This is a genomic window from Psychroserpens mesophilus, from assembly GCF_000826645.1.
GTDB lineage: Bacteria > Bacteroidota > Bacteroidia > Flavobacteriales > Flavobacteriaceae > Psychroserpens > Psychroserpens mesophilus.
In genome coordinates this window covers 177019-200813 of sequence record NZ_JXJP01000013.1, presented here as the reverse complement: position 1 = coordinate 200813, position 23795 = coordinate 177019, and the positions used below count along the sequence as shown (strand labels likewise).

Sequence of the window (23795 nt, the reverse complement as noted above, 5' to 3'; positions counted from 1 at the left end):
ACGGAAAACTATTAAAACAAATTAGTCCATCGAGTGAGGGTTGGAATGGTAACTATAATGGAAGCCCAATGCCAACAAGTGACTACTGGTTTGTAGTTGAGTACAATGAACCAAATACCGGAGAACGTAAAGAATTTAAAGCCCATTTTACCCTGAAAAGGTAAGCTAATCTTTTACAAATTCATATTCACGTTCTACTTTACAAATCCTAACGTTATACCAACTATACCAATCTTGTCTGCCTTTTTGTTGTGCTATTAAATGATCGCTTTGTTGTTTCCAGTTTGTAATAGCATCTAAACTTTTCCAATAACTAACCGTGATTCCAATTGTATCTCTTGCACTTTCAATACCTAAAAATCCATCTTGAGCCTTTGCAAGTATTTCCATTTGTATTGCCATATCAGTATAACCTTCTGTGTTTTCAGAATGGGTTGATGTGAAAATAACTGCGTAATATGGGTTGTTGTTTTTCATATTTTTTGAATTTCAAAAATGCTGTCATGCTTAGCGATGTTTTAAATGATAAGGTTTATTTCTCAACAGTAATCCAACGACCTTTAGTTCTCACAAAATAATCATTATCATACATCGCTTCGACTTGTGTTCCTGGTAAATAATACCTTCCAAGGTAAGCTGCATTCAACATTACTGTAAACACTTTAGTACCATAGCTGCTTTCTTTTTTTCCTAAGTCAAAATAGAAATTCACACGATCATCTCTAATATCTGTATATCTCGCTGTGCTTGTTGTGGTGTCTCCAAAATCGGTAAAACGTGTGTTTACAATTTCCCATCCTGATGGGAAAATTTGAGTTAGAGCAATATCATTCAAACTTCTGTTATCAGTATTACTCACCGTAATTCTAGCCACAATATCCTGACCTTGTTGCAGCTTGTCCACATCCATGCGATTTCCTTTTAAATCTGTATAAATCACAGAGACACTTAATCCACGTTGTTCTGTTAATTCTTGTCCTAAAGGTAATTTACCAGAATTTAAAACGCGTATGTACACCATATTATTTTCAGCATTTTCAAGAGTTAAAGTGTTTGAGCCATCAATTACTGAAAGTTCACGCTGAGCGATAGAACTTTGGGTATTAATCGTTTCTGTTTTACCATTAAAACTGTAAGTGAAATTCATGTTTTTTCCACCATTAGCCTCAACCAATTTTGCCATTGCTAACAGACAGTATGCTGTTGTTTGAGTACTCATCCAACGCTCACTGGTTAAATCTTTAGCAATGGTTTTTGAAAGTTCTCTCGCTTTCGGATTTTTAGTGATGATCATCGTTTCGAGTGCCATGGCTCTATTTCTGTTTACAGAACCATAGGTGTAATAATTATTATCCTTAGGTTGAAAATCGATGTTAGCCGTTCTTGATAATTGCTCACTTGCTTCCTTTTGTCCAGCTAAAGCATAAGCAGCTGCTAAACGCCATTTTGCTTCGTTTGAAATCTCTTCAAATTCACGCAAACGATTCATTGAAGCTAAATCTGGACTTCCAGCTAAAGCCAAAGTGTATAATCTGTAAGCTTGAGCTAAATCTGAATTGTAACGTCGATAACTTGGTCGCCAATCTCGAGCAGCTTGTTTTTGATAACTTAACCAATTGCTCTTAAATGTTAGTGGCAATACGTAGCCCTTCTTTTCGGCTTCAATCATAAAATGTCCAGCATAACTTGTTCCCCAATCATTAGCTGTATTTTCTCCCATCCAATAACTTAAACCTCCATTTGGTCTCTGGAAATTTCCTATGCGTTTGATTCCATTTTCGATATTAGATTGAATTTTTTGCTTCTTCTCATATGTTAAATCGAAAATATCAGTTAAGTACAATTGTGGAAACACGCCTGAAGTCGTTTGTTCTAGACATCCATGAGGATAACGAATTAAATATTGCAAACGTTTTGAGAAATCCATTGGAGGAAGCGTTGAAAATTCAACCGTTGCGAAATTACTTCCAGGAACTCCAAAGGTTGAAAAGTTTAAAGTTTCAGTGGTATTTGCTTCGAGTTCTGTAGTTTCAAATTTTGAAGTTATCGGGTTCGGATTTACAACATCTAATTCTACTTTGTAAGTCGAGGTTTCACCATTTCCAGTGGCAATGACTTCAATCGTATTGATGCCTTTTGCTTTACTCACATCCAATTCAAAATACGCCATTTGCTCATCTGGTTTTGGAAATGATAATTGTTGTGTTGCATTTCCTACTACTGAAATCCCGTCACTTAATTTCAAACTCAGATTCACGTTTTTGACCTTAGGTTCCATAGCGAAAACCGTTACTGGAAGTGTGACTTTTTCACCAGGACTTAATTTTCTTGGCAAGGTTGCTAAAACCATTAAAGGCTTTTTAACTTCAACCGATTTGTCAGTACTTCCATAAGCTTCCATTTCATTATTTCCAGCAACAACCATGGTTCGAACTGCGCCAATATAATTTGGAAGTTTGATGGTATGATTATTTCTTCCGCCAGCTTCCAGTTCAAAAGGACCTAAATAGGTAACGACTGGCTTAAACCGGTTTGCTTTTTTGTTTTTTCCTTTAGCAGCACTTCCGTCTCCACCAATAGCATACACCTGATCGATACTTCCTGAATAAGCTCCAATTACATCATCAAAAATATCCCAAGTTTTCACACCTAAAGCTTCACGAGAATAGAAGTCATTCCAAGCATTTGGAGTTTTAAATCGTGTTAAATCTAATAAACCTTCTTCAACCATAGCAATCGTATAGGTCATTGATTTGTTATTCTTTTCAGTAATGAAGACTTCAAACTCTTGTTCAGGTCGCAAGACACTCGCCATTCGTAATTCTGGTTCAAGAATCGTTTTTGGGTCTTCAACTAAAATAGGAATGACACCATACAAACGAATAGGTAAATCGTTGCTGGTTATAGCATGAGGTTGTAGTAACGAGATATTCAAAAACACATTTGGAGCCATTTCAGACGTGATAGGAATTTTAACTTCAGTTTCACCTTTAGTTGTTTTTACCCATTTGTATTCAATTACATCTGAACCGTTTTCAATGCTTACCAATGCTCGTCCTTCATTACCTGACGGAAATTTAATCGTGGCTGTTTCACCAACATTATACTTTTCTTTATCTGAAGCAAATACTAACATTTTAGCCGCTTCTTTATCATTTCCAGCAGAGAATCCAGACCAGTTTTTATAGAAATAAGCTGTTCTTCCTGTAGCATGTCCACTTTCAGGATCATAAATTCTGATGAGATAACGACCTCTGTCATTTTCTGGAATTTTTATGGTAAACGTTGTTTTTCCTTTAGCATCTGTAGATGCTTTTTGCTCAAGAATTGGTCTGTGGTAACTACTCGACACATAGTTTGATAAGTTGTCGTAGGAGGAATTCCACCACCAACGCCATTCGACTTTATAAACTTTAATTTCAAGGTTATCGCGTTTTACTGGCTTTCCGTTTTTATCAACGACTGCTAAGTCAAAGGTTTGATTGGTATCTGTGAAATACGAACCATAATGGTAGCCTTCAGGTGAACGTAAACCTACATAAGATTCATAAGGCGAATAGGTTTTGGTAAAGGCATCTAAAGAAAAGTCACCACCATTTTCAAAAGCTCTCACTAAAAACTGAGCGTTTAGCATTCCAGGTGCATTTTTGCCAATATCGAGTTTGGTGTTGATGGTTGCTTTTCCATTTTCATCGAGATTGCCTTCAAAGACATTGAGCTCTTCCGAATTAAATTGTCGTGTTGGATCTCTAAAAACGTAACCCTTATAATTTTCAAAATTGGTGTAAGACGTACTAAATTTGGCTTTAACTTCCGCTTTGATATTTTTTGCTGGAGCACCATGTAACCATTTTACATCAAGTGTTCCGTTGAGAGGTTCTGTTCCAGAAAGCACGTCATCATCAAAATCTATTTTAATTTTAAGTCGGTTAGGCTTAACGGTTTCAACTTTTAAGGCTTTGTAAAATTGTGCACCTCCAACAGAGACTTTTGCGTTGTAGTTTCCTGTGTTGCCTTCAGAAGAGGTTGGTACGATAAACTTATAAAAGTTGTTGAGGTTATCTGAAGTCACATTTTTGTAAATCAACTTTCCGTTAGGATCAGTCACTTCTAGTTTTACAGGATGGCCTTCTGGAAGCTCATTTGCCTTATCATTCAGCATAAACGTTAAAAACAACGAATCTCCTGGTCTCCAAACACCACGTTCGCCATAAATATAGCCTTTAAGTCCGCGTTGTAGCCTGTTTCCGGACACATCAAACTTGCTTAAAGACAACGAATTGCCATCAGTAAGTCTGAGATAGCTGGTATTATTTCCTTTTGAAACGATAGCGAAACTTGCATATTTATTAGCTTCAACCGTTGCTAAACCTTCATTGTTTGTTGAAAGGGAAGCAATTTCTTCCTGCTGAAAGTTGAACAATTTTATAGTTGCTCCAGTTTCAGGATTTGTATTCAGAATATTCGTCACAGCAAAATAATAGGTATTATCTGCACCTTGTTTTGCAATCACACCTAAGTTGGAAGCTAATAAATTTTGAGATACAATTTTGCCATCATCGTAATAGGCATCGTGACACGGATTTTCACGTTGTCTCCAATTATAGGTGTAGTTTCGGTATCTGTACGTACGATTGTCCCAGTATTCTTCTTCCTTTAAATCTTCGTCTTCGGTATTGGTATCTGAATAATCGCCTTCGTAGTAGTAATCATCTTCATAATAGTAATCGTCGTACTCATCGTCTTCAACTTCACTATTCGGGTTTGCCTCACAATCATATAAAGAGTAATTTCTGTTATAGCTCAGCTCGACGCGATAGATAGCTCCAGCATCCGCTTTAAAAAACTTAGATAAATCGATGCTGTAAGCCTTCCATTTTCCAGAATTTTCAGCAGCAGTTTGTAACTGTATCGTTTGTTTAGCAATGCGACGACCAACGCGTTTGATTTCGTTTTGATTGTTGCTATTCATTGGATTGTCTTGAAGAAATTGCAAGATGTTATCTTCAAATATTTTAATCACTCGAACATCTACAGCACTCAGATTTACAGCTTCAAAATTAAATTTTAGGTCGTTTGAATTTGGTAAAATCGTTCCGTTGCTAATCAAGCGAACCATTGGTTTTAATTCTTCAAATGAAATGGTTTCAGAAAAAGGTCTTTTCAATTTATAACCGTCAAGATTTTTAATGCCTTCAAAAATATGTACCTGAAGATCACCAACGAGTTTGCCATCAGGATAGACCTTTAAAACGTTTCCATCGACAGTAAATTTTGGATTTTTCACATTTTCAATCGTCACCAAGCCATCAAAATTTTGTTGTTTCTGTAATGGATCTGAAAAATTAATAGACAAATATTGTTCAGGACTTTTAAAAGATTCAACATTAATTATGGTAAAATTATTTATACCAGGAATGGCTAATGTGTTTTCCCCTTTATTATCCGCTTTTATAGATGTTCCATTCCATTTGACTAGAATTTCTGAATCTTCAACCAAGCGATTAATACTATCAATTCTAAACTCAAAATACTTTGAGTGTTCTACTAATTCATTAAAGTGAATTTTTAAAGGTTTTCCATTTTGAGAGGCTTCAACCAGCGTTTTAGCATCCTTAATCGAAATGATATCAGCAGATTTTATAACCGCTTCTATGTATTGCCATTGTTTAGAATAAGACTGTAAATCTTTAGTACTTAGGCTAAAACTAGGTGTGATGGTTTTAAACTGAAAGACATAATCTTCATAGTCTTTCGGCATGTCATTGTATATCTCATTCAGTTTTACCAGAACAGTATATTCAGTAGCAGGTTCAAGATACTCATCTGGTGTAAATATCAAAGTGTGTTTGTTTAAGGTTTTGAGCGTGCCTTCAACATGAGGAGAAATTTTAATGATATCATTTGGAATGTCCTGATTCATTTCCCAACCCTCAACATCACGAGATAAATTAATAGTAATAGGTTCGGTTACCGATTGCAGACCTGATGATGTATAACTAATATAATCTCTGTATTTAAATAAGTTATCAGTCTCTTGATTGATGCTGTCTTTTTTCTTGCAGGAGAACACAAATATTAGAGTTATGATGAGTATAGAAAGCTGATTTAGTCTCATGGTTTATAGAATATTTTTTGACCGTTTGTACATACTATTCAAACCATCATATTGATAGTTGAATAGTATAAAATTAAAGTATTTTATAGGATTAAAAGGTGACTTTTTGATATGTGCTACTTATAAAATAGTATTCGTTGATGATTACGTAGTATTCGTTTTTTTCATATTTATAAAGAAAATATAAGTGCTTTAAAGTTACATTATTAAGCAAAGCACTTCAAGGGAAAATGACTTTTTATTAGTAACTTCGCGTCAAAATTTAATAATTCATAAAAAACAAACAAATATGGAAGCAATTGCTACCGATTTCGGAATAAAAGAAGCCTTACAACAATTAGGAGTTAAAGACATAAATGATGGGACTTCTACAGGTTCTAATAACTTTTCTAATGGAGATATTATTGAATCGTATTCTCCTGTTGACGGTCAATTAATAGGAAAAGTAAAAACGACAACAAGAGCTGATTACGATAAAGTAATGGAAGCTGCAACCAAAGCCTTCAAATCTTGGAGAGATGTTCCTGCACCTCAACGTGGAGAAATAGTACGTCAGTTTGGAAATAAATTAAGAGATTTAAAAGAGCCTCTTGGGAAATTGGTGTCTTACGAAATGGGTAAATCTTTACAAGAAGGTTATGGAGAAGTTCAGGAAATGATTGATATCTGTGATTTTGCTGTTGGATTATCAAGACAATTAAACGGACAAACTATTCCATCTGAACGTCCAGGACATGTGATGAGAGAACAATGGCATCCAATTGGAGTTGTTGGAATTATCTCTGCATTTAATTTTCCTGTAGCTGTTTGGGCCTGGAATACTGCTTTAGCTTGGATTTGTGGTGATGTTTGTGTGTGGAAAGCTTCTGAAAAAGCACCTTTATGCTCAGTGGCTTGTCAAAATATTATCGCTGGAATTTTAAAAGAAAATAATTTACCTGAAGGTATTTCGTGCATCATTAATGGCGATTATAAAGTTGGTGAATTTATGACAACTGATTCTAGAATTCCTTTAGTTTCTGCAACCGGTTCTACAAGAATGGGAAGAATAGTAGGTAAAACGGTTGCTGAACGTTTCGGAAAATCGTTATTAGAATTAGGTGGAAACAATGCGATTATTATTACACCTTCTGCCGATTTAAAAGTGGTGGTTCCTGGAGCTGTATTTGGAGCTGTTGGAACTTGCGGACAACGTTGTACGTCAACACGACGATTAATCATTCACGAATCAGTTTACGATAAAGTACGTGATGCCATTGTTGGTGCTTATGGTCAAATTAAAATTGGGAATCCTTTAGATGAAACAAAACATGTAGGCCCTTTAATCGATAAAGATGCAGTAAATACGTATTTAGCTGCTATTGAAAAAGCAAAAGCTGAAGGTGGAAACGTGTTAGTTGAAGGTGGTGTTTTAGAAGGCGAAGGTTTTGAAAGTGGTTGCTACGTGAAACCAGCGATTATTGAAGCTGAAAATCATTTTGAAATCGTACAACACGAAACATTTGCGCCAATTTTATATTTAATGAAATATTCTGGTGATGTTGAAAATGCTATCGAAAAGCAAAATGGTGTGGCTCAGGGATTATCGTCTGCAATAATGACAAACGAAATGAAAGAAGCTGAAAAATTCTTGTCTTATGCTGGTTCAGATTGTGGAATTGCTAACGTAAACATCGGAACATCTGGTGCTGAAATTGGTGGCGCTTTTGGTGGAGAAAAAGAAACTGGAGGTGGACGTGAATCAGGATCTGATGCTTGGAAAGTATATATGAGAAGACAAACAAATACAGTCAACTATTCGGATGAATTGCCTTTAGCTCAAGGGATTAAATTTGATTTGTAATGAAACTTTTCAGTAAAATATCTGTTTGTTTTTTATTAGTTGTAAATAGCGTTTATACACAAACGTTTACTCCTTCTAATGATGGTGTATTTACAACTTTGGCTGCTTCTAAATCTGATATTGGTGACTATGATAATGATGGAGATTTAGACATTATCACCATGGGCAGTGGTTGGGGAGATCCAAATCCTTATACTTTGGTCTATAACAATGATGGTTCGGGAAATTTCACTCAAAGTTCAATCTCTTTAGGTGAAAATTATAGAAACGGTCAGGTAGAATTTATTGACTATGACAATGATAATGATTTAGATGTTTTTATTTCTGGAATGAATAGTACATTTAATTCATCTACAAATTTATATGAGAATATTTCAAATACTTTTTTTGAAGTAACTTATTCGTTTGTAGATAGTGGTATTATTAATAATCAATTTGCATGGGGAGATTTAGATATGGATGGTGATTTAGATCTAATTCTTCAAGGCAATGAAGATGGATTAGTTGATTACACTTATTTATATAGAAATGATGGAAACAATCAGTTCTCTTTGATTAGTCAATCTATAATGGGATATAGTCAAGGTAAAATTTTAATTGGTGATATAGATAATGATGGAGATAATGATATAGTTTGTGGTGGTATCAGATCATTTAATATGTGGGATACAACTTCCGATTCAAAATTCTATAGAAATAATGGAGATTTCACATTTACTGAAGTGCTAACATTAGAAGGAACTATGAATGGTGATGCTGAACTTAGGGATTGTAATAATGACGGATTATTGGATTATTTGTTAAATGGTCAGAATGGATTTGGCGGAACAAGTAATAATGCAAAAATATATCTTAATGATGGTTCTTTTTCTTTTACGGAATATATAGATGCGTTTTTCCCTAATGCAGGCAGTCAGTCAAATTTTGTTTCTGCAGATTATACTGGAAATGGAGAACTTGATTTTTTAATAGCTAATAATGGGATATATATTTATAGTAATGAAGGAGATATGTCTCTTACCCAAAATACTTCTACAGGTATTAATGAATTCTATTTAAACGATATTGATGCTGGAGACTTTGATAATGATGGAGATACTGATGTATTCCTAATTAAGAATAATTCAAGTAAGATCTATTCAAACCAATCAACAACTCAAAATACATCACCAACATCACCATCAAATTTGATTTCAAATGTCATTGATTCAGAAGTCACTTTAAACTGGGATTTTGCCTCAGATAATGAATCTCCTAGTGGACAATTAACTTATAATTTATATGTTGGGACTTCTTCAGGCAGTACTGATGTAGTAACACCAATGGCAGATCTCATTACTGGATATAGAAAAGTTGTTCATGTAGGAAACATGCAATATAAAAATGAAGCTATTTTAAAAAATCTTCCTAGTGGGACTTATTTCTGGTCTGTTCAATCTTTGGATAATCAATATGCAGGTTCTGTTTTTGCTCCTGAGCAAACTTTTGTTATAGACAACCTCACTATTGAAGAACAGACTTTGAATGATATAATACATGTATTCCCTAATCCTGTTCAAGACAAACTGAATATAAATTCCAAGATAAAAGTTAACACTATAGTTTTGTGTGACGTTACTAGTAAAGTGATTTTAGAGTTTATAGCAAATTCTGCTTCTTTTGAATTGGATGTTTCAAATCTTCAAAAAGGGGTTTATTTTTTAAAAATTAATACAGATAAAGGAGAAGATGTATTTAAGGTTATTAAAAAATAAATAAGTACAAAAAGATTCTTAAAACCGTTTCAATTATTGAAACGGTTTTTTTGTGATTTATCTTTGGAATCATTTTTGCCACTTAAAATTAAACTTTGTTTACGTAATTGAGTCTTATACCCATGAAACCACAAGATATTCAACATTTGTATTGGAGAGCAGGTTTTGGAGTAACACCAAATGAGCTTAACACTTTATCTCGTTTAGATAAACATCAAGTTGTAAATGGGTTGTTTCATTACTCAAAACCTAGTCTTTTAGAAATCGACCTTTCAGATTTTAACCTGTTTTCTGAAAAAGGCTTGTTAAAAGATAAAAGTAGACGTCAGGCGTTTATTAAAAAGAGTAGAAACAAGTTGAAAATCTATAATACGCTTTGGGTAAACCGACTTGTGACTACCAACGAACTTTTAAGAGAAAAAATGACCTTGTTTTGGGCGAACCATTTTGTGTGTCAGGATGCCAACATATTTCACGTTCAACAATATAACAATACCCTAAGACGTCATGCCTTAGGTGATTTTGGAGATTTTGTAAAAGCCATTTCAAAAGAAGCCGCAATGCTTAAATATTTGAATAATAAACAAAATCGAAAGCAAAAGCCCAATGAGAATTTTGCCAGAGAATTAATGGAATTATTCACTTTGGGTGAAGGTCAATATACCGAAGAAGATATTAAAGAAAGCGCAAAAGCGTTCACAGGCTATAACCATAATTTTGAAGGCGAATTTGTACTGCGAAAATTTCAGCATGATTATGATTTTAAAACATTTTTTGGTCATACTGGACGTTATGATGGTGATGATATTATTGACATAATTCTTGAACAAAAGCAATGTGCGCGATTTATCTGTCGGAAAATCTACAGTTACTTCGTAAACGATATTATTGATGAAGGTAGAGTTGAAGAATTAGCTGCTGCGTTTTATAAAGATTACAATATCGAAAAACTCATGAAGTACCTTTTTATGTCTGATTGGTTTTATGATGACAATAATATTGGCACAAAAATAAAATCACCAATTGAGTTTTTAGTGGGTCTGTCCAGAACAGTTCCTGTTGAGTTTGAAAAACCAGAGGACCTGCTTAAAATTCAGAAATTACTCGGACAAACATTACTAAATCCGCCAAATGTAGCAGGCTGGAAAGGTGGGAAAAACTGGATCGACAGTAACACCATCATGTTACGTTTGAAATTGCCTTCCATCATTTTAGCGAACGCAAAAATTTCAATAAAAGCAAAAGGAGAATTTGAAGATAGCTTTGAAAAATACCATACCCAAAAAATCAGAAACAAGTTGGTGTCTGTAAAAGTGGATTGGGAAACGTTCGAAAAGCATTATAGTAATACTTCTTTTGAGGCATTACAACAGCAACTTATTCTTTCAGAATTGAGTAACGGAACACAAACCTATTTAAAAACTTTAAGCAAAAATTCTAAGCGAAATTTTTGTGTGCAGTTGATGTCGTTACCAGAATACCAAATGTGTTAACTATGGAAAGAAGACAATTTTTAAAACAATCCGCATTAGCGAGTAGTCTGTTTTTTGTGCCTAATTTTATAAAAGCATTCGAAAATTTAGCAACGACGAGTTTAGGTTATAAGCGTTTAGTTATTATTCAACTTGCAGGTGGAAATGATGGATTAAACACCATTATTCCTTTTAATAATGATGTGTATTATCGCAACAGACCAACAATTGGAATTCAAAAAAATGAACTTATCAAAGTCACTGATGAATTAGGCTTTCATTCCAGTTTACAACCATTAAAAAAGCTATACGATCAAGGTCATTTAACCATTATTAATAATGTTGGTTATCCAAATCCGAATCGATCCCATTTCAGATCAACTGAAATTTGGCAAACGGCAAGTCATTCAGAACAATATTTACAAACAGGTTGGATAGGTCGCTATTTAGATGCTTATGGTAAACAACCTTACAATGCCATTGAAATTGATGACAGCTTATCTTTAGCCTTAAAGGGACAGCATATTAACGGAATAGCCACTAAAAACCCACAGGTATTATTTAGAACATCACAAGATCCTTATTTCAAAAATGTACTGAAACATTATCAGGATGAGCACCTGAGTGAACATAATTTAGGTTATTTGTATAAAACAATGATTGCTGCAGAGTCTTCTGCTAAATACATTTTCGAAAAACATAAAACGGCTTCTAATAGCTATGAGTATCCTAATAACGAATTTTCAAATCAACTAAAAACAACTTCAAGACTTATTAATTCTGGTATTAATACCAAAGTCTTTTATTCGTCTTTAGGTGGTTTTGATACACATGCAGGGCAACCAAATACACAATCAAGATTGCTGAAAATATATGCAGAAGGTATTGAAGCCTTTGTTTCAGATTTAAAACAACAAGGCACGTTTAATGATACGCTTATTTTAACGTTTTCTGAATTTGGAAGACGTGTGAAACAAAATGCGGCTAATGGGACAGATCATGGCGCAGCAAGTAATGTATTTATTATAGGAAACCAATTTAAAACACCAGGTTTCTATAATGATATGACTAGTTTATCAGATTTAGATGAAAATGGCGATGTGAAATACACCGTAGATTTCAGATCTATTTATGCCACACTATTAGGAAATTGGTTAGGCGTTGAGGATGACACTATTGTAAACAAAACCTTTTCAAGATTAGACTTTATTTAAGGTCAAAAAAAACAAAAACCTTATTTCTTTCTCGGTAAACCGATTGAAACAAGGCAGTTTGTAATTGATTAATAGCACTACAAAAATGGTAAAAAAAATGGATGCGTTTCAAAAAAAACTATGAGTGGTAAAAAAAACTGTATGAATGGTAGGTATTCATTTTATCTTAGTTAGAAAAGATTTTTTATTGCAATGCTTAAGACAAAATAGTTTTATAAAAAAACAAAAACCTTACTTCTTATTCGACTTGTCGATATAGAAATAAGGTTATATGTAATTGATTAATAGCAAGACAAATCTCGTGAAAAGTAATGCTCAATAACAATAAATTCTACAATTAGCAGAAAAATTTGGATGAACGACATTTCCTGTTAAATTTTCCCGATTAACTGTATTTAACTTTTCTTAAAATACGAGTTACTTCTTGATAAGAATTGTAAATGGCTTCACTATGCTTTTTTAAGAAGGGTTTTGCTTCATTTAATTTATCAATCGCATCGTGAAATAAATTGAGATAACAAATGAGATAGGTTGCAGGAAGATTCCTCAAATCTAACAAGTCATTTTTTGTTAAAGAAAGCCCTTTCTGAAGTTTTTCAACTAAAGCGTTGTTAGAATTATAAATATGATGCAACACTTTTTTATCAAATTGAGGAGGCTTAAATAAAAGTTTGGTTTCTATGTTATAATGTGCATTGTCTTCAAAACGAATAATGGTTTCTTCTAATTCATAATATTTAAATGAGTTTTGAAGTCCGAGACTCACATATTCTACAATTTGAAATGAATTCTCATTAAAGACTATAGATACTTCATCAAGTGTAGAAAAAAATAAACGTACCTGTTCGTTAATCAATTCAATATCGACTCTGGAATAATAGATCTTATCTTTAACTGTTTTTTTCTGACCAGACCAGCACAACACAAAATATTCTTTAAAGACTTTGTATTGCGGATTAAAATCTTTTCGCTTATTTAAAAAATCAAAAACGCCATCAAGCGTATATTGAATGTTATTTTGAGCATGCGATTCAATTTCAGAAACAATTTTGGAATTGACATCTTTAATCTCAATATCGAACACTTTGGGCATGCTCATACTTCCATCTCTAAAAAATACAGAGCCTCCATAATATTTCCAGATATTTTTTCGAAGCGACGTAATTTTATCAATAGGTCTGATGGTCACAAGACCTACAACTTTATTGTCTGGTAAGTGTGGAAATGGAATGTTCTCATATTGAACAATTGGAGGATGCGTTAAATAGGCATTGATGAGATTCTGAATTTTGCTGTCATCAAAAAAGTTAACACCTACGATTTTGTTGTCTTCATCTTCAACACCAATGACGATATACGAGTTGTTTTTTGGATTGCTATTTGAAAGTGCACAGATGTGTTTTAAAAACTTTGCTTTACCTTCTTTGTGCGTGATATCAATCTTTCGTTTTTTATCATAAAAACTGTTCTCATCGTTATGAGCTAGTAAGTTTTTAATTAAAAGACGTTTATTGATCATTAGTGTATTCTAAATAATTGAATATTTTCTTAAAGCAATTCAAATTCTCTTTTTAAATTTTCTCTAGCTTGATTTTCGTATTTATTTCTGAAATAATCAGTAAAATATAAGGTGTCTCTATTAAGAAAATGAGCTAGAACTTTCTTCCTTCCAGGACTGTACATGAAATCAGGATATATTGCATATTCTTTCCTTATATTATCAGTGTACTTTTTGTAAGTATCCCAATTAGAACCCAAAATGGATAAGTCCAAATCTAGAACATAAGCATTATCATCGTTTTCTCTTAAAACTAATTCATGTTTTTGTGTCGATTTTATTAGTTTTTGTACAATCTCAATGCTTTTTTCATCTAAATCGAGTGGTTTTAAACGATTCTTGGCAAATTCTGCACTTTTTAATTCATTGTTTTTTTTGGTAGATTTATAAATGATATCATGATACCAAATAGTAAATCTACAGAGGTCGTAATTTATAATTGAACTTTTAAGAACTTCAATTTGAAGTAGCATATTATAAATATGAGATAAGTTATGATAATGTCTAGATTTCGAATTATAATGTGTTTTAATCTCATTCCAGTAAGTTGAAATGAGCTCTTCGTCTTCAGAATATTTTGAAGCTAAAGTATTCCATTCATTATAAAGCCATTGTATCATACATTCTTATTCACGATTGTTGAATTCGCCTGAGCTGTACAAAACATCAACACATCAGCAATATTTACATGAGCAGGTCTCGACACAGCAAACTGAATTACTTCAGCAATATCTTCAGCTTGTAAAGCTTTATATCCTTTATAAACAGAATCTGCAGCTGCATCACCTTTAAATCGAACTTTAGAAAATTCGGTTTCAACCAAACCAGGATTAATAGCTGTCACTTTGATTCCGAAAGGATTCAAATCAATTCGCATACCTTCAGTAATTGCCAGAACAGCATGTTTGCTTCCACAATAAACATTACCTTTCGGATACACTTCTTTTCCAGCAGACGAACCAATGTTGATGATATGTCCAGATTTGCGTTCAGTCATTTGAGGAATAACGGCTTTACTCACATAGAGCAAACCTTTCACATTGATATCCATCATAGCATCCCAATCGTCTAAATCTCCCGTTTGAATTGGGTCTAAGCCATGAGCATTTCCTGCATTATTGATTAAGATGTCGATGATTTTAAAAGCATCAGGTAAAGACGATATCGCATTTTGAGTTGCTTCTTTGTCTCTCACATCAAAATTAAGGGTGTGAACATCTGTTTGTTTACTTAAGGCTTTTTCAATAGTATCCAGTCGTTCTTGACGTCTTCCGCAGAGGACTAAATTAATACCATGTTTTGCAAATTCATGTGCAGTTGCTCTACCAATGCCGCTTGTAGCTCCTGTGATTAAGGCTGTTTTATTCATATATTATTTTCGTTTATGGAACTTTATGACCTTGAGAAGCTACGAGTATTTTAAACCAATCTTCAAGTTTGAGGTCAATATGTTCTGCTTTTTTAGAGTCAGTAATCCTGTTTTTGTTTGTTGTGCCAATCACAGGATGGATATTGGCTGGATGTTTTAAAATCCATGCTAATAATAACTGGTCTTCAGTGACATTATAAACATTCAGAAGTTCACCTAGTTGTTTATGGATACGTCTGGTTTGTTCATTATCTTCTCTAAACACACTGCCTAAAGGCGACCATGCCATTGGTATGATACCTTTCAATAACATCTGATCTAATGAGCCATTGTGCATCGCAGAATGTTGGGTGAGTGAAAATTCAATTTGATTCACCGTAACTTCAACAGCACTAGAAACCAGTTCAACTTGCGAAGGTGTAAAGTTGGATACACCGAAGTCTTTTATTTTCCCTTGTTCTTTTAAAGTGCTGATTGCTTCTGAAATCTCATCAGGATGCATTAACGGACTAGGTCTATGGAGTAAAAAGAGGTCTAAATAATCTGTTTTTAAGTGTTTTAAAGAGGTTTCAGCAGACCATATGATATAGTCTTTACTGTAATCGTAATGCTTAACTGTATTTTGTCTGTTATCACTTAGGTATTGAATACCACACTTTGAGATCAGTTGAATGTTTTCTCGTTTGATGTTGCTTTCAGCAAAAGCCTTTCCGAAGTCGGCTTCAGTAGTGTAACCACCATAAATATCGGCATGATCGAAAGTTGTAATTGAATTTTCAAGACAATGATGCATTAATGAGACCATTTCTTTTTGTGCGAGCTGCTTTCCCCAACTTCCCCAAGTCATGGTGCCTGCAATTAATCGAGAATATTTCACTTTTTTTTCAGTTTATATGGATTTTTCTGCAATTCATGTATAAAAATAGTCAAATCTTAGGTAATGAGGTATCATTGTTTTGTAATAATTAAATGACCCAAATCATGACATTTTCCTACAACACTAAAACCTTTTTAATTAGTTTATTAGCTATCGTATTATTGACTAGCTGTAGCAAAGAAGAAGAATCTACGCCTTTAGACAACAGTTTAGTTAATGTAAAACTAGTTGGAACAGATACACAGTTGAGCCAACTTAATCTTGAAATTTTAGAAGTTCAATTACGAGTTTTAGAAGACGAAACAGATCCAAATGCGTGGATAAGTTTAAATACAATGAATACAGGTGTTCATGATTTAACCCGTTTTTCTGGGAATCATGTTTTAACTTTAGTTGATTTTGAACAAGTGCCTGCAGAATTTATCTATAATATTAAAATAGTTTTCGGTGACAACAATTCTGTAGTAAAGAATAATTTAGAATATGTTGTTGATGTGGAGTCAGAATATGGATACGCTTCCGTAAATGTGCTTGAAAAACAATTAGTTGAAAACAAACTCTATGAGTTTACTGTAGAGATGAATATTGATGATTCTGTTCGTTTTTCTTCAGGGAATGAAGTTAAGTTAAATCCAAAAACAAGTACATTAATGCGATTATACAATCTGTTTTAAACAGTTTGAATTTTATATACTTACAAAGAGCAGTGCTATGAGCACTGCTCTTTATTTTTTAACCAATTCTTAACAGCAAACGAAGAAAAATTTTAACAATTTGCGGTACTAAATAAGATTGATATAAATATTCTTTTTAAAATATATAGATAATGGAAGAAACTGGTACAATCGATATTAAATCGATTAATGAGAAAATTGAAAAAGAAAGTGCCTTTGTTGATTTGTTAATCATGGAAATGAACAAAGTGATTGTTGGCCAGAGACACATGGTCGAGCGATTGCTTATTGGTTTATTAGGTCAAGGCCATATTTTACTTGAAGGTGTTCCTGGATTGGCAAAAACGTTAGCTATTAATACCTTGTCTCAAGCTGTAGATGGTAGCTTTAGCAGAATTCAGTTTACTCCAGATTTACTGCCTGCAGATGTTGTAGGAACACTTATATATAACATGAAACTCAACGATTTCTCTATCAAGAAAGGACCTATCTTCGCTAATTTTGTCCTTGCAGATGAAATTAACAGAGCACCTGCAAAAGTGCAATCGGCTTTATTAGAAGCTATGCAGGAAAAGCAAGTCACTATTGGTGATGAGACCTTTATTTTAGATAAACCATTTCTGGTAATGGCAACTCAAAACCCAGTGGAACAAGAAGGAACCTATCCGTTGCCTGAAGCTCAAGTCGATCGTTTTATGCTTAAAACGGTGATTGATTACCCGAAACAAGACGAAGAGCAACTCATTATGAGAGCGAATCTCAAAGGAAGTTGGGATAAGGTAAATCCAGTTGTGTCTGTTGCTCAAATTCTCAATGCTCAAAAAGCTGTTAGAGACGTGTATATGGATGAGAAAATTGAAAAGTATATTCTCGATATCATCTTTGCAACCCGTTATCCTGAAAAATATAGACTGGCAGATTTAAAACCATTAATTTCTTTTGGAGCATCTCCTCGTGGTAGCATCAATTTGGCAACAGCTGCAAAATGTTATGCATTTATAAAGCGTCGTGGTTATGTGATTCCTGAAGATGTACGAGCAATTGTTCACGATGTATTGCGTCACAGAATCGGAATTACTTACGAAGCGGAAGCTGAAAACATCACGTCTGAAGATATCATCAATAAGATTGTAAACGAAATCGAAGTACCATAGTGTTGTCATTCCTGCGAAAGCAGGAATCTCATTATTATTTGTCGGAAATTTTATCAGAAAGATTCCGCATCGAGTGCGGAATGACAAAACAAAACAATGGATACTAAGGAATTACTAAAAAAAGTACGAAAGATTGAGATCAAGACAAGACGATTGTCTGATCATATTTTTGGAGGCGAATACCATTCGACTTTCAAAGGTCGTGGTATGACGTTTTCCGAAGTAAGACAGTACCAGTTTGGCGATGATGTTAGAAATATTGACTGGAATGTAACGGCTCGCTATAATGAGCCTTATGTAAAAGTGTTTGAAGAAGAACGCGAGCTTACAATGATGCTCATGGTCGATATTTCTGGATCAAAATTGTTTGGTACAGTTGATCAGTTTAAAAATGAAATTGCGACCGAAATTGCGGCAACACTAGCCTTTTCAGCAACCCAGAATAATGATAAAATCGGATTAATTCTATTCTCAGATGAGATAGAACTTTACATTCCGCCAAAAAAAGGACGTTCTCATGTTTTGCGAATTATTCGTGAGCTTATTGAATTTGAGCCTAAAAGTAAACGGACTAACATTTCTGAAGCGTTGAAGTTTTTATCTAACGTGATGAAAAAGAAAGCGATTGTTTTTGTACTTAGCGATTTTATTGCAGATGATTATTCGCAAACACTTAAAATTGCTGCTAACAAGCATGATATTACTGGTATTAGAATATACGATAAACATGAAGAAAGCATTCCAAATTTAGGAATGGTTCAAATGCAGGATGAAGAAAGTGGAGAACTTATTCTGGTAAATACGAGTTCAAAAAAAGTCAGAACAAATTACAGTGCCTATTACTATGAAAAAGTAGATTTCTATAAAAACACATTTACGAAATCTGGTGCAGGAACGATTGATTGTCGCGTTGATGAAAGCTACGTTAAAAAGCTGTTAGGTTATTTTAAAAGAAGATAATATTTAAGTATAAAGTGAAAAGGATAAAAACATATAAAGTCGAAAAAAATACCAAAGTTTCAATGCTTAGGTTATTTGCTATTGCCTTTTTACTTGTGCCTTTTTACTTAGCAGCGCAAGTCACCTCGTCAATAGATTCTACTAAAATTAAAATTGGTCAGCAAATCACATTTAAAGTTGAGGTTGAAGCCGATACTACAGATCTGGTTGTATTTCCTGAAGGACAAACATTTTCGCCCTTAGAAATGATTGAATCCTATAAGGTAGATACCACAAAAAATAATGCTAAATATCAATTAATAAAGCGATACGGATTAACACAGTTTGATTCTGGTTCCTATACCATTCCGAAACAAAAAATCATCATTGGTTCTAAAACGTTTTTTACAGATTCATTACGTGTTGAGGTTTCAAACATTGAAGTTGACACTACAAAACAAGGGCTTTACGATATTAAGCCATTTATAAAAGTTGAAAAAAGTAGTAGCAATCGATGGCTTATCATTTTAGGGATTCTTTTAGCTGTTCTTCTTGTAGCCTTTTTGTTGTATTGGTTTATCTGGAGAAAGAAACCTTTATCTGAAGACGCTAAAATTGCGTTGCTTCCGCCTTATGACAGAGCCAAATTGGCCTTAAAAAAGCTTGATGAAAGTACGTATTTGCAGAATGCTGAACTGAAAGATTATTATTCCGAATTGACATTTATTATCAGAAAATATCTGGATGAAAAGGTATATGATAAAGCTCTTGAAAGTACTACTGACGAATTAATTTCAAGATTAAACCTTCTTAAAGATGCCAATCAAATTGAGTTAAGCACAGAAGACATTAGAAACCTTGAAACCATTTTAAAACGTGCCGATTTGGTGAAATTTGCCAAGTCAGCTCCAGATATTGAACTCGCTAAATTAGATAGAAATACAATTGACATTGAAATTGATCACGTCAAAGAAGCTTTACCAGAACCTACTGAAGAAGAAAAATTACTAAACCAGCAATATAAGGAAGAACAAGCACATAAAAAGAAACGTAGAAAGGTATTACTGACGGTTTTTATTTCTGTGTTTTTAATTATTGCAACAGTTATAGGCTTTGGTATTAAATACGGATTTGCCTACGTAAAAGACACACTTATTGGTCATGAAAGTAAAGAACTTTTAGAAGGCAACTGGGTGAGAAGTGAGTATGGGATTCCTCCTATATCAATTAGTACACCTAAGGTGCTGAAACGTTTAGATACTCCTGTTCCCGAAGAGTTAAACGACAGAGTTAAAATTACGGCCTTTGGCTACGGAAGCGTTCTCGATTTCTTTAGTGTAATTGTAAGCACAACAACAGTAGCTGAGGCTGGAGAAGACAATCCTATAGACTTAAAACAGGCACCAGAAGGAGCAATCAGACAACTTGAAGCCAAAGGTATTAAAGATATTACGGTAAAAAGAGAACAATTTATTACACCAAATGCTGCTGAAGGGCTAAAAACTTATGGGACGGCCAGGTTTCCAATATTGAATTCAGAAAACTTTGTAGATGGCCATTATGCTATCATTCATTTTGTAGCAGAAGGCGAAAAGATTATGCAGCAAATTATGATTACTTGGACAGATGATGATGTCTATGCTGAAGAAACGGTAGAACGTATTTTAAATTCAATTGAACTTAAAAAAGCAGAGGAGTAATGTTAGAAGGTATCGAGTTTTTAAATAAAGAAATGTTCTGGTTGCTATTATTACTTCCAATGGCAATAGTTTGGTATTTGTTTACAATGAAAAAACAAACAGCAGAACTAAAAATATCCAGTATAAAAGGCTTTAAGGTTGCCAAATCCTGGTTGACAAACTTGAAACCACTATTGTTTGTATTAAGATTGCTGGCTTTAGCATTGCTAATTACAGCTTTGGCGAGACCGAGAACAGTTGATGTCTCTTCAAAAACGAAAACAACCAGAGGTATTGATATCGTTATGGCAATTGATGTATCTGCTAGTATGCTGGCTAAAGATTTATTACCAAACAGATTAGAAGCTCTAAAAAAAGTTGCTGGTCAATTTATTCAAGGCCGACCAAATGACAGAATCGGATTGGTTGAGTATGCAGGAGAAAGCTATACCAAAACACCAATCACAAGCGATAAAGCCATTGTGTTACGTTCGCTTAGAGATATCAAATACAATACTATTATTGAAGGAGGAACAGCTATTGGAATGGGTTTAGCAACTTCTGTAAATAGATTAAAAGATAGTAAAGCTAAAAGTAAAGTCATTATTTTATTGACAGATGGTGTAAACAATTCAGGATTCATTGATCCTAAAATTGCTAGTGAATTGGCTGTTGAATATGGCATCAAAACCTATACAATTGGCTTAGGAACAAACGGAATGGCTCTATCTCCAATTGCAATTAAGCCTAACGGATCTTTTCAATACGGACGTGTACAGGTTGAAATTGATGAAGACTTGCTAAAAGAAATAGCCGAAGTAACAGGAGGTAAATATTTTAGAGCAACAAATAATAAGAAGCTTGAAGAGATTTATGGCGAAATCAATAAACTAGAAAAAACTGAAATAGAAGAGTTTAAGTTCTATAATTATGAAGAAAAATATAGGCCACTAGTCATTTTGGCTGGCTTACTTTTATTATTAGAATTGTTGTTGAGATATACAATCTTTAGAAGTTTTGTTTAAAAAATGAGTGTATTTGTGGCAACGCTTTGCTGCCAACAGAATACGGAATACTAAAAAAATGTTTCAATTAGAAGAAAAAATATGGTTTTGGGTTTTAATGGTAATTCCAATAATTATCCTGCTGTTTGTTGTGCTTCAAATTTGGAAGTATAAAGCACAAAAGCGTTTTGCTAATAAAGAGCTTTTAAAGCGTTTGAGTCCAAACCAATCCCTATTTAAATCTATTTTAAAGGTGATTGTGTTATGTCTGGCATTTGTATGCTTAACCATAGCATTGGTCAATCCTAAAATCGGAACCAAACTCGAAACGGTAAAACGTGAAGGTGTCGATATTGTGTTTGCTGTTGATGTATCAAAAAGTATGTTGGCTGAAGATATTGCACCTAACCGACTGGAAAAATCAAAGCAATTAGTCACGCAAATTATTAATAATCTGGCAAGTGATCGCGTTGGAATTATTGCCTACGCAGGAAAAGCATTTCCACAGTTACCAATTACTACAGATTATGCCTCCGCCAAAATGTTCTTGCAGAATATGAATACAGATATGTTGTCTTCACAAGGAACAGCAATCAGTGAAGCCATAGAATTATCAAAGACCTATTTTGATAATGAAGAGCAAACCAATCGTGTTTTAATTATTATTTCTGATGGTGAAGATCATACAGATGAAGCAGCAAGCGTAGCTGAAGAAGCTAGTAATGAAGGGATTCGAATTTTTACGATTGGTGTTGGTGATGTTAAAGGTGGACCAATTCCAATTAAAAAAAACGGAATTATATTAAACTACAAAAAAGATAATAATGGAGAAACTGTTATTACCAGATTAAATGAAAATACTTTAAAAGATATTGCAGAAGAAGCGAATGGCTCTTACATAAATGGGAGTAATACCATTGAAGTGGTTGATACTATCAGAAATATTCTTAACAAAATGGATAAAACTGAATTTGAAGCCAAAGAATTTGCCGATTTTAAAGACCAGTTTCAGTGGTTTTTAGGGTTTGCCATCTTTTTCTTGTTTATTGATATTTTATTTTTAGAACGAAAAACAGGTTGGTTAAAACGCTTGAACCTTTTCAACGAGAATTTCTAACCTTTAAAATAGTATTAAAATATTTTATAAAATCTTTAACTATAACACGTCGTACAGTTTTTTATATTGCTGTTTGCATAACATGAAAATCAATAGATTAACATATAAGTTTGGCTTTAAATTAAATCAGAAAATGAAACAGGTAATACTTGGTTTTATGGTTTTAGTAGCAGCTGTGTCTTTCGCTCAAGATAAAGACAAAGAAAAAGCGCTTCAGCTTCAAAAGGCTAACAACTATATTTATGAAGGAAATGAGTTAATAGATTCTGAAGATTATATTTCAGCAGAAATGGAATACAGAAAAGCCATTTCTGAACAACCAACGACTACTGCAGGAACCTATAACTTAGGAAACTCCTATTATAAAAAAGGGCAATATGAAGAAGCCTTATTTCGACATACACAAGCTGCTGAAAACGCAACTTCTAAAGCAGAAAAGCACAAGGCTTATCACAATATTGGTAATATTTTGATGCAAAATAAACAATGCAAAGAAGCTGTTGAAGCCTTCAAAAATGCGTTGAGAAATGATCCTACAGACGATGAAACCCGCTATAATTTTGCAATTGCAAAAGAGTGTGCAGAGCAACAACAGGATGAACAAGACGAGAACGACCAGCAGGAAAAAGAACAAGAAAAAGAAGGTGACGACGAAGAAAAAGATAAAGGCGAAAACGAAGAAAAAGAAGATAATCAAGATAAAAAAGACGAGGGCGACGAAGATAAGAAGGAAGGTGATGATCAAAAAGATGATCAAGGTAAGCCTAAAGAAGATCAAGATAAAAAAGATGGAAAAGAGGGTGAAAATAAAGATCAAAAAGGTCAACCTCAGCCTAAACAAGGACAGTTGTCTCCTCAACAGATTAAGAATTTATTAGAAGCGATGAATAATCAGGAACAAAAAGTTCAGGAAAAAATCAACGCCGAAAAACAAAAAGGAGTGAAAGTTAAAACAGAAAAAGACTGGTAATAGCAATTGGTTTTAAGTTGAATTGTTAATGTGATGTTTAACACAGTCGAAGT

General features: G+C 33.7%; 18 protein-coding genes. 12 read left to right on the top strand and 6 right to left on the bottom strand.

Annotated elements, in window-relative coordinates:
- A partial coding sequence (locus TD18_RS17040) for a T9SS type B sorting domain-containing protein (RefSeq protein ID WP_152611364.1) occupies positions 1–164 on the top strand: 164 nt, incomplete at its 5' end.
- A 1-nt stretch (position 165) separates the two neighbouring features.
- On the opposite strand, the gene TD18_RS11140 is transcribed toward TD18_RS17040, so the two are convergent.
- Positions 166–477 carry an antibiotic biosynthesis monooxygenase family protein gene (locus TD18_RS11140; protein WP_040252530.1) on the bottom strand — a complete coding sequence of 104 codons (312 nt, stop codon included), beginning with the start codon at positions 475–477 and terminating at the stop codon, positions 166–168.
- A 55-nt stretch (positions 478–532) separates the two neighbouring features.
- Complete coding sequence (locus tag TD18_RS11135) at positions 533–6118, bottom strand: alpha-2-macroglobulin family protein (RefSeq protein WP_040252528.1); 5586 nt, start codon at positions 6116–6118, stop codon at positions 533–535.
- 289 nt (positions 6119–6407) lie between these two features.
- On the opposite strand from TD18_RS11135, the gene amaB reads away from it, so the two are divergent.
- From amaB to TD18_RS11115, 4 genes are all read left to right on the top strand, one after another.
- The gene (gene amaB, locus TD18_RS11130; RefSeq protein WP_040252526.1) at positions 6408–7961 is read left to right on the top strand and encodes an L-piperidine-6-carboxylate dehydrogenase; all 1554 of its coding nucleotides are present in this window, start codon (positions 6408–6410) and stop codon (positions 7959–7961) included.
- On the top strand, positions 7961–9715 hold the full coding sequence (locus tag TD18_RS11125; RefSeq protein WP_040252525.1) for a T9SS type A sorting domain-containing protein: 1755 nt from the start codon (positions 7961–7963) through the stop codon (positions 9713–9715). Before amaB ends, TD18_RS11125 begins: the two co-directional genes overlap by 1 nt.
- A 122-nt stretch (positions 9716–9837) precedes the next feature.
- The gene (locus TD18_RS11120) at positions 9838–11208 is read left to right on the top strand and encodes a DUF1800 domain-containing protein (RefSeq protein WP_040252524.1); all 1371 of its coding nucleotides are present in this window, start codon (positions 9838–9840) and stop codon (positions 11206–11208) included.
- Positions 11209–11210: 2 nt separating this feature from the next.
- A complete protein-coding gene (locus TD18_RS11115) occupies positions 11211–12401 on the top strand; it encodes a DUF1501 domain-containing protein (protein WP_040252523.1) in 1191 nt (396 codons plus the stop codon).
- A gap of 385 nt (positions 12402–12786) precedes the next feature.
- Here the strand turns inward: TD18_RS11115 and TD18_RS11110 are convergent, their stop codons facing one another.
- The 4 genes from TD18_RS11110 to TD18_RS11095 are packed head-to-tail and all read right to left on the bottom strand — an operon-like array spanning position 12787 to position 16205.
- The gene (locus TD18_RS11110; protein ID WP_040252521.1) at positions 12787–13920 is read right to left on the bottom strand and encodes an ATP-binding protein; all 1134 of its coding nucleotides are present in this window, start codon (positions 13918–13920) and stop codon (positions 12787–12789) included.
- A 29-nt stretch (positions 13921–13949) separates the two neighbouring features.
- Entirely contained in the window at positions 13950–14579 is a 630-nt protein-coding gene (locus TD18_RS11105) for an HD domain-containing protein (protein WP_040252519.1), read from the bottom strand.
- Complete coding sequence (locus TD18_RS11100; RefSeq protein ID WP_040252516.1) at positions 14576–15328, bottom strand: SDR family NAD(P)-dependent oxidoreductase; 753 nt, start codon at positions 15326–15328, stop codon at positions 14576–14578. Before TD18_RS11100 ends, TD18_RS11105 begins: the two co-directional genes overlap by 4 nt.
- 13 nt (positions 15329–15341) lie before the next feature.
- Positions 15342–16205: an aldo/keto reductase gene (locus TD18_RS11095; protein WP_040252514.1), complete on the bottom strand. Its 864-nt coding sequence runs from the start codon at positions 16203–16205 to the stop codon at positions 15342–15344.
- 104 nt (positions 16206–16309) lie between these two features.
- Between TD18_RS11095 and TD18_RS11090 the strand changes: the two genes are divergently transcribed.
- From TD18_RS11090 to TD18_RS11060, 7 genes are all read left to right on the top strand, one after another.
- On the top strand, positions 16310–16879 hold the full coding sequence (locus TD18_RS11090; RefSeq protein ID WP_040252513.1) for a DUF4382 domain-containing protein: 570 nt from the start codon (positions 16310–16312) through the stop codon (positions 16877–16879).
- 152 nt (positions 16880–17031) lie between these two features.
- On the top strand, positions 17032–18033 hold the full coding sequence (locus tag TD18_RS11085) for an AAA family ATPase (RefSeq protein WP_040252510.1): 1002 nt from the start codon (positions 17032–17034) through the stop codon (positions 18031–18033).
- Between the two features lie 96 nt (positions 18034–18129).
- A complete protein-coding gene (locus tag TD18_RS11080; protein ID WP_040252508.1) occupies positions 18130–18993 on the top strand; it encodes a DUF58 domain-containing protein in 864 nt (287 codons plus the stop codon).
- A gap of 62 nt (positions 18994–19055) precedes the next feature.
- A complete protein-coding gene (locus TD18_RS11075; RefSeq protein ID WP_052461144.1) occupies positions 19056–20672 on the top strand; it encodes a BatD family protein in 1617 nt (538 codons plus the stop codon).
- Positions 20672–21676 carry a vWA domain-containing protein gene (locus tag TD18_RS11070; protein WP_040252504.1) on the top strand — a complete coding sequence of 335 codons (1005 nt, stop codon included), beginning with the start codon at positions 20672–20674 and terminating at the stop codon, positions 21674–21676. Before TD18_RS11075 ends, TD18_RS11070 begins: the two co-directional genes overlap by 1 nt.
- A gap of 58 nt (positions 21677–21734) precedes the next feature.
- On the top strand, positions 21735–22772 hold the full coding sequence (locus TD18_RS11065; RefSeq protein ID WP_040252502.1) for a vWA domain-containing protein: 1038 nt from the start codon (positions 21735–21737) through the stop codon (positions 22770–22772).
- A 133-nt stretch (positions 22773–22905) separates the two neighbouring features.
- A complete protein-coding gene (locus TD18_RS11060; RefSeq protein WP_040252567.1) occupies positions 22906–23742 on the top strand; it encodes a tetratricopeptide repeat protein in 837 nt (278 codons plus the stop codon).
- Positions 23743–23795 lie beyond the last annotated feature (53 nt).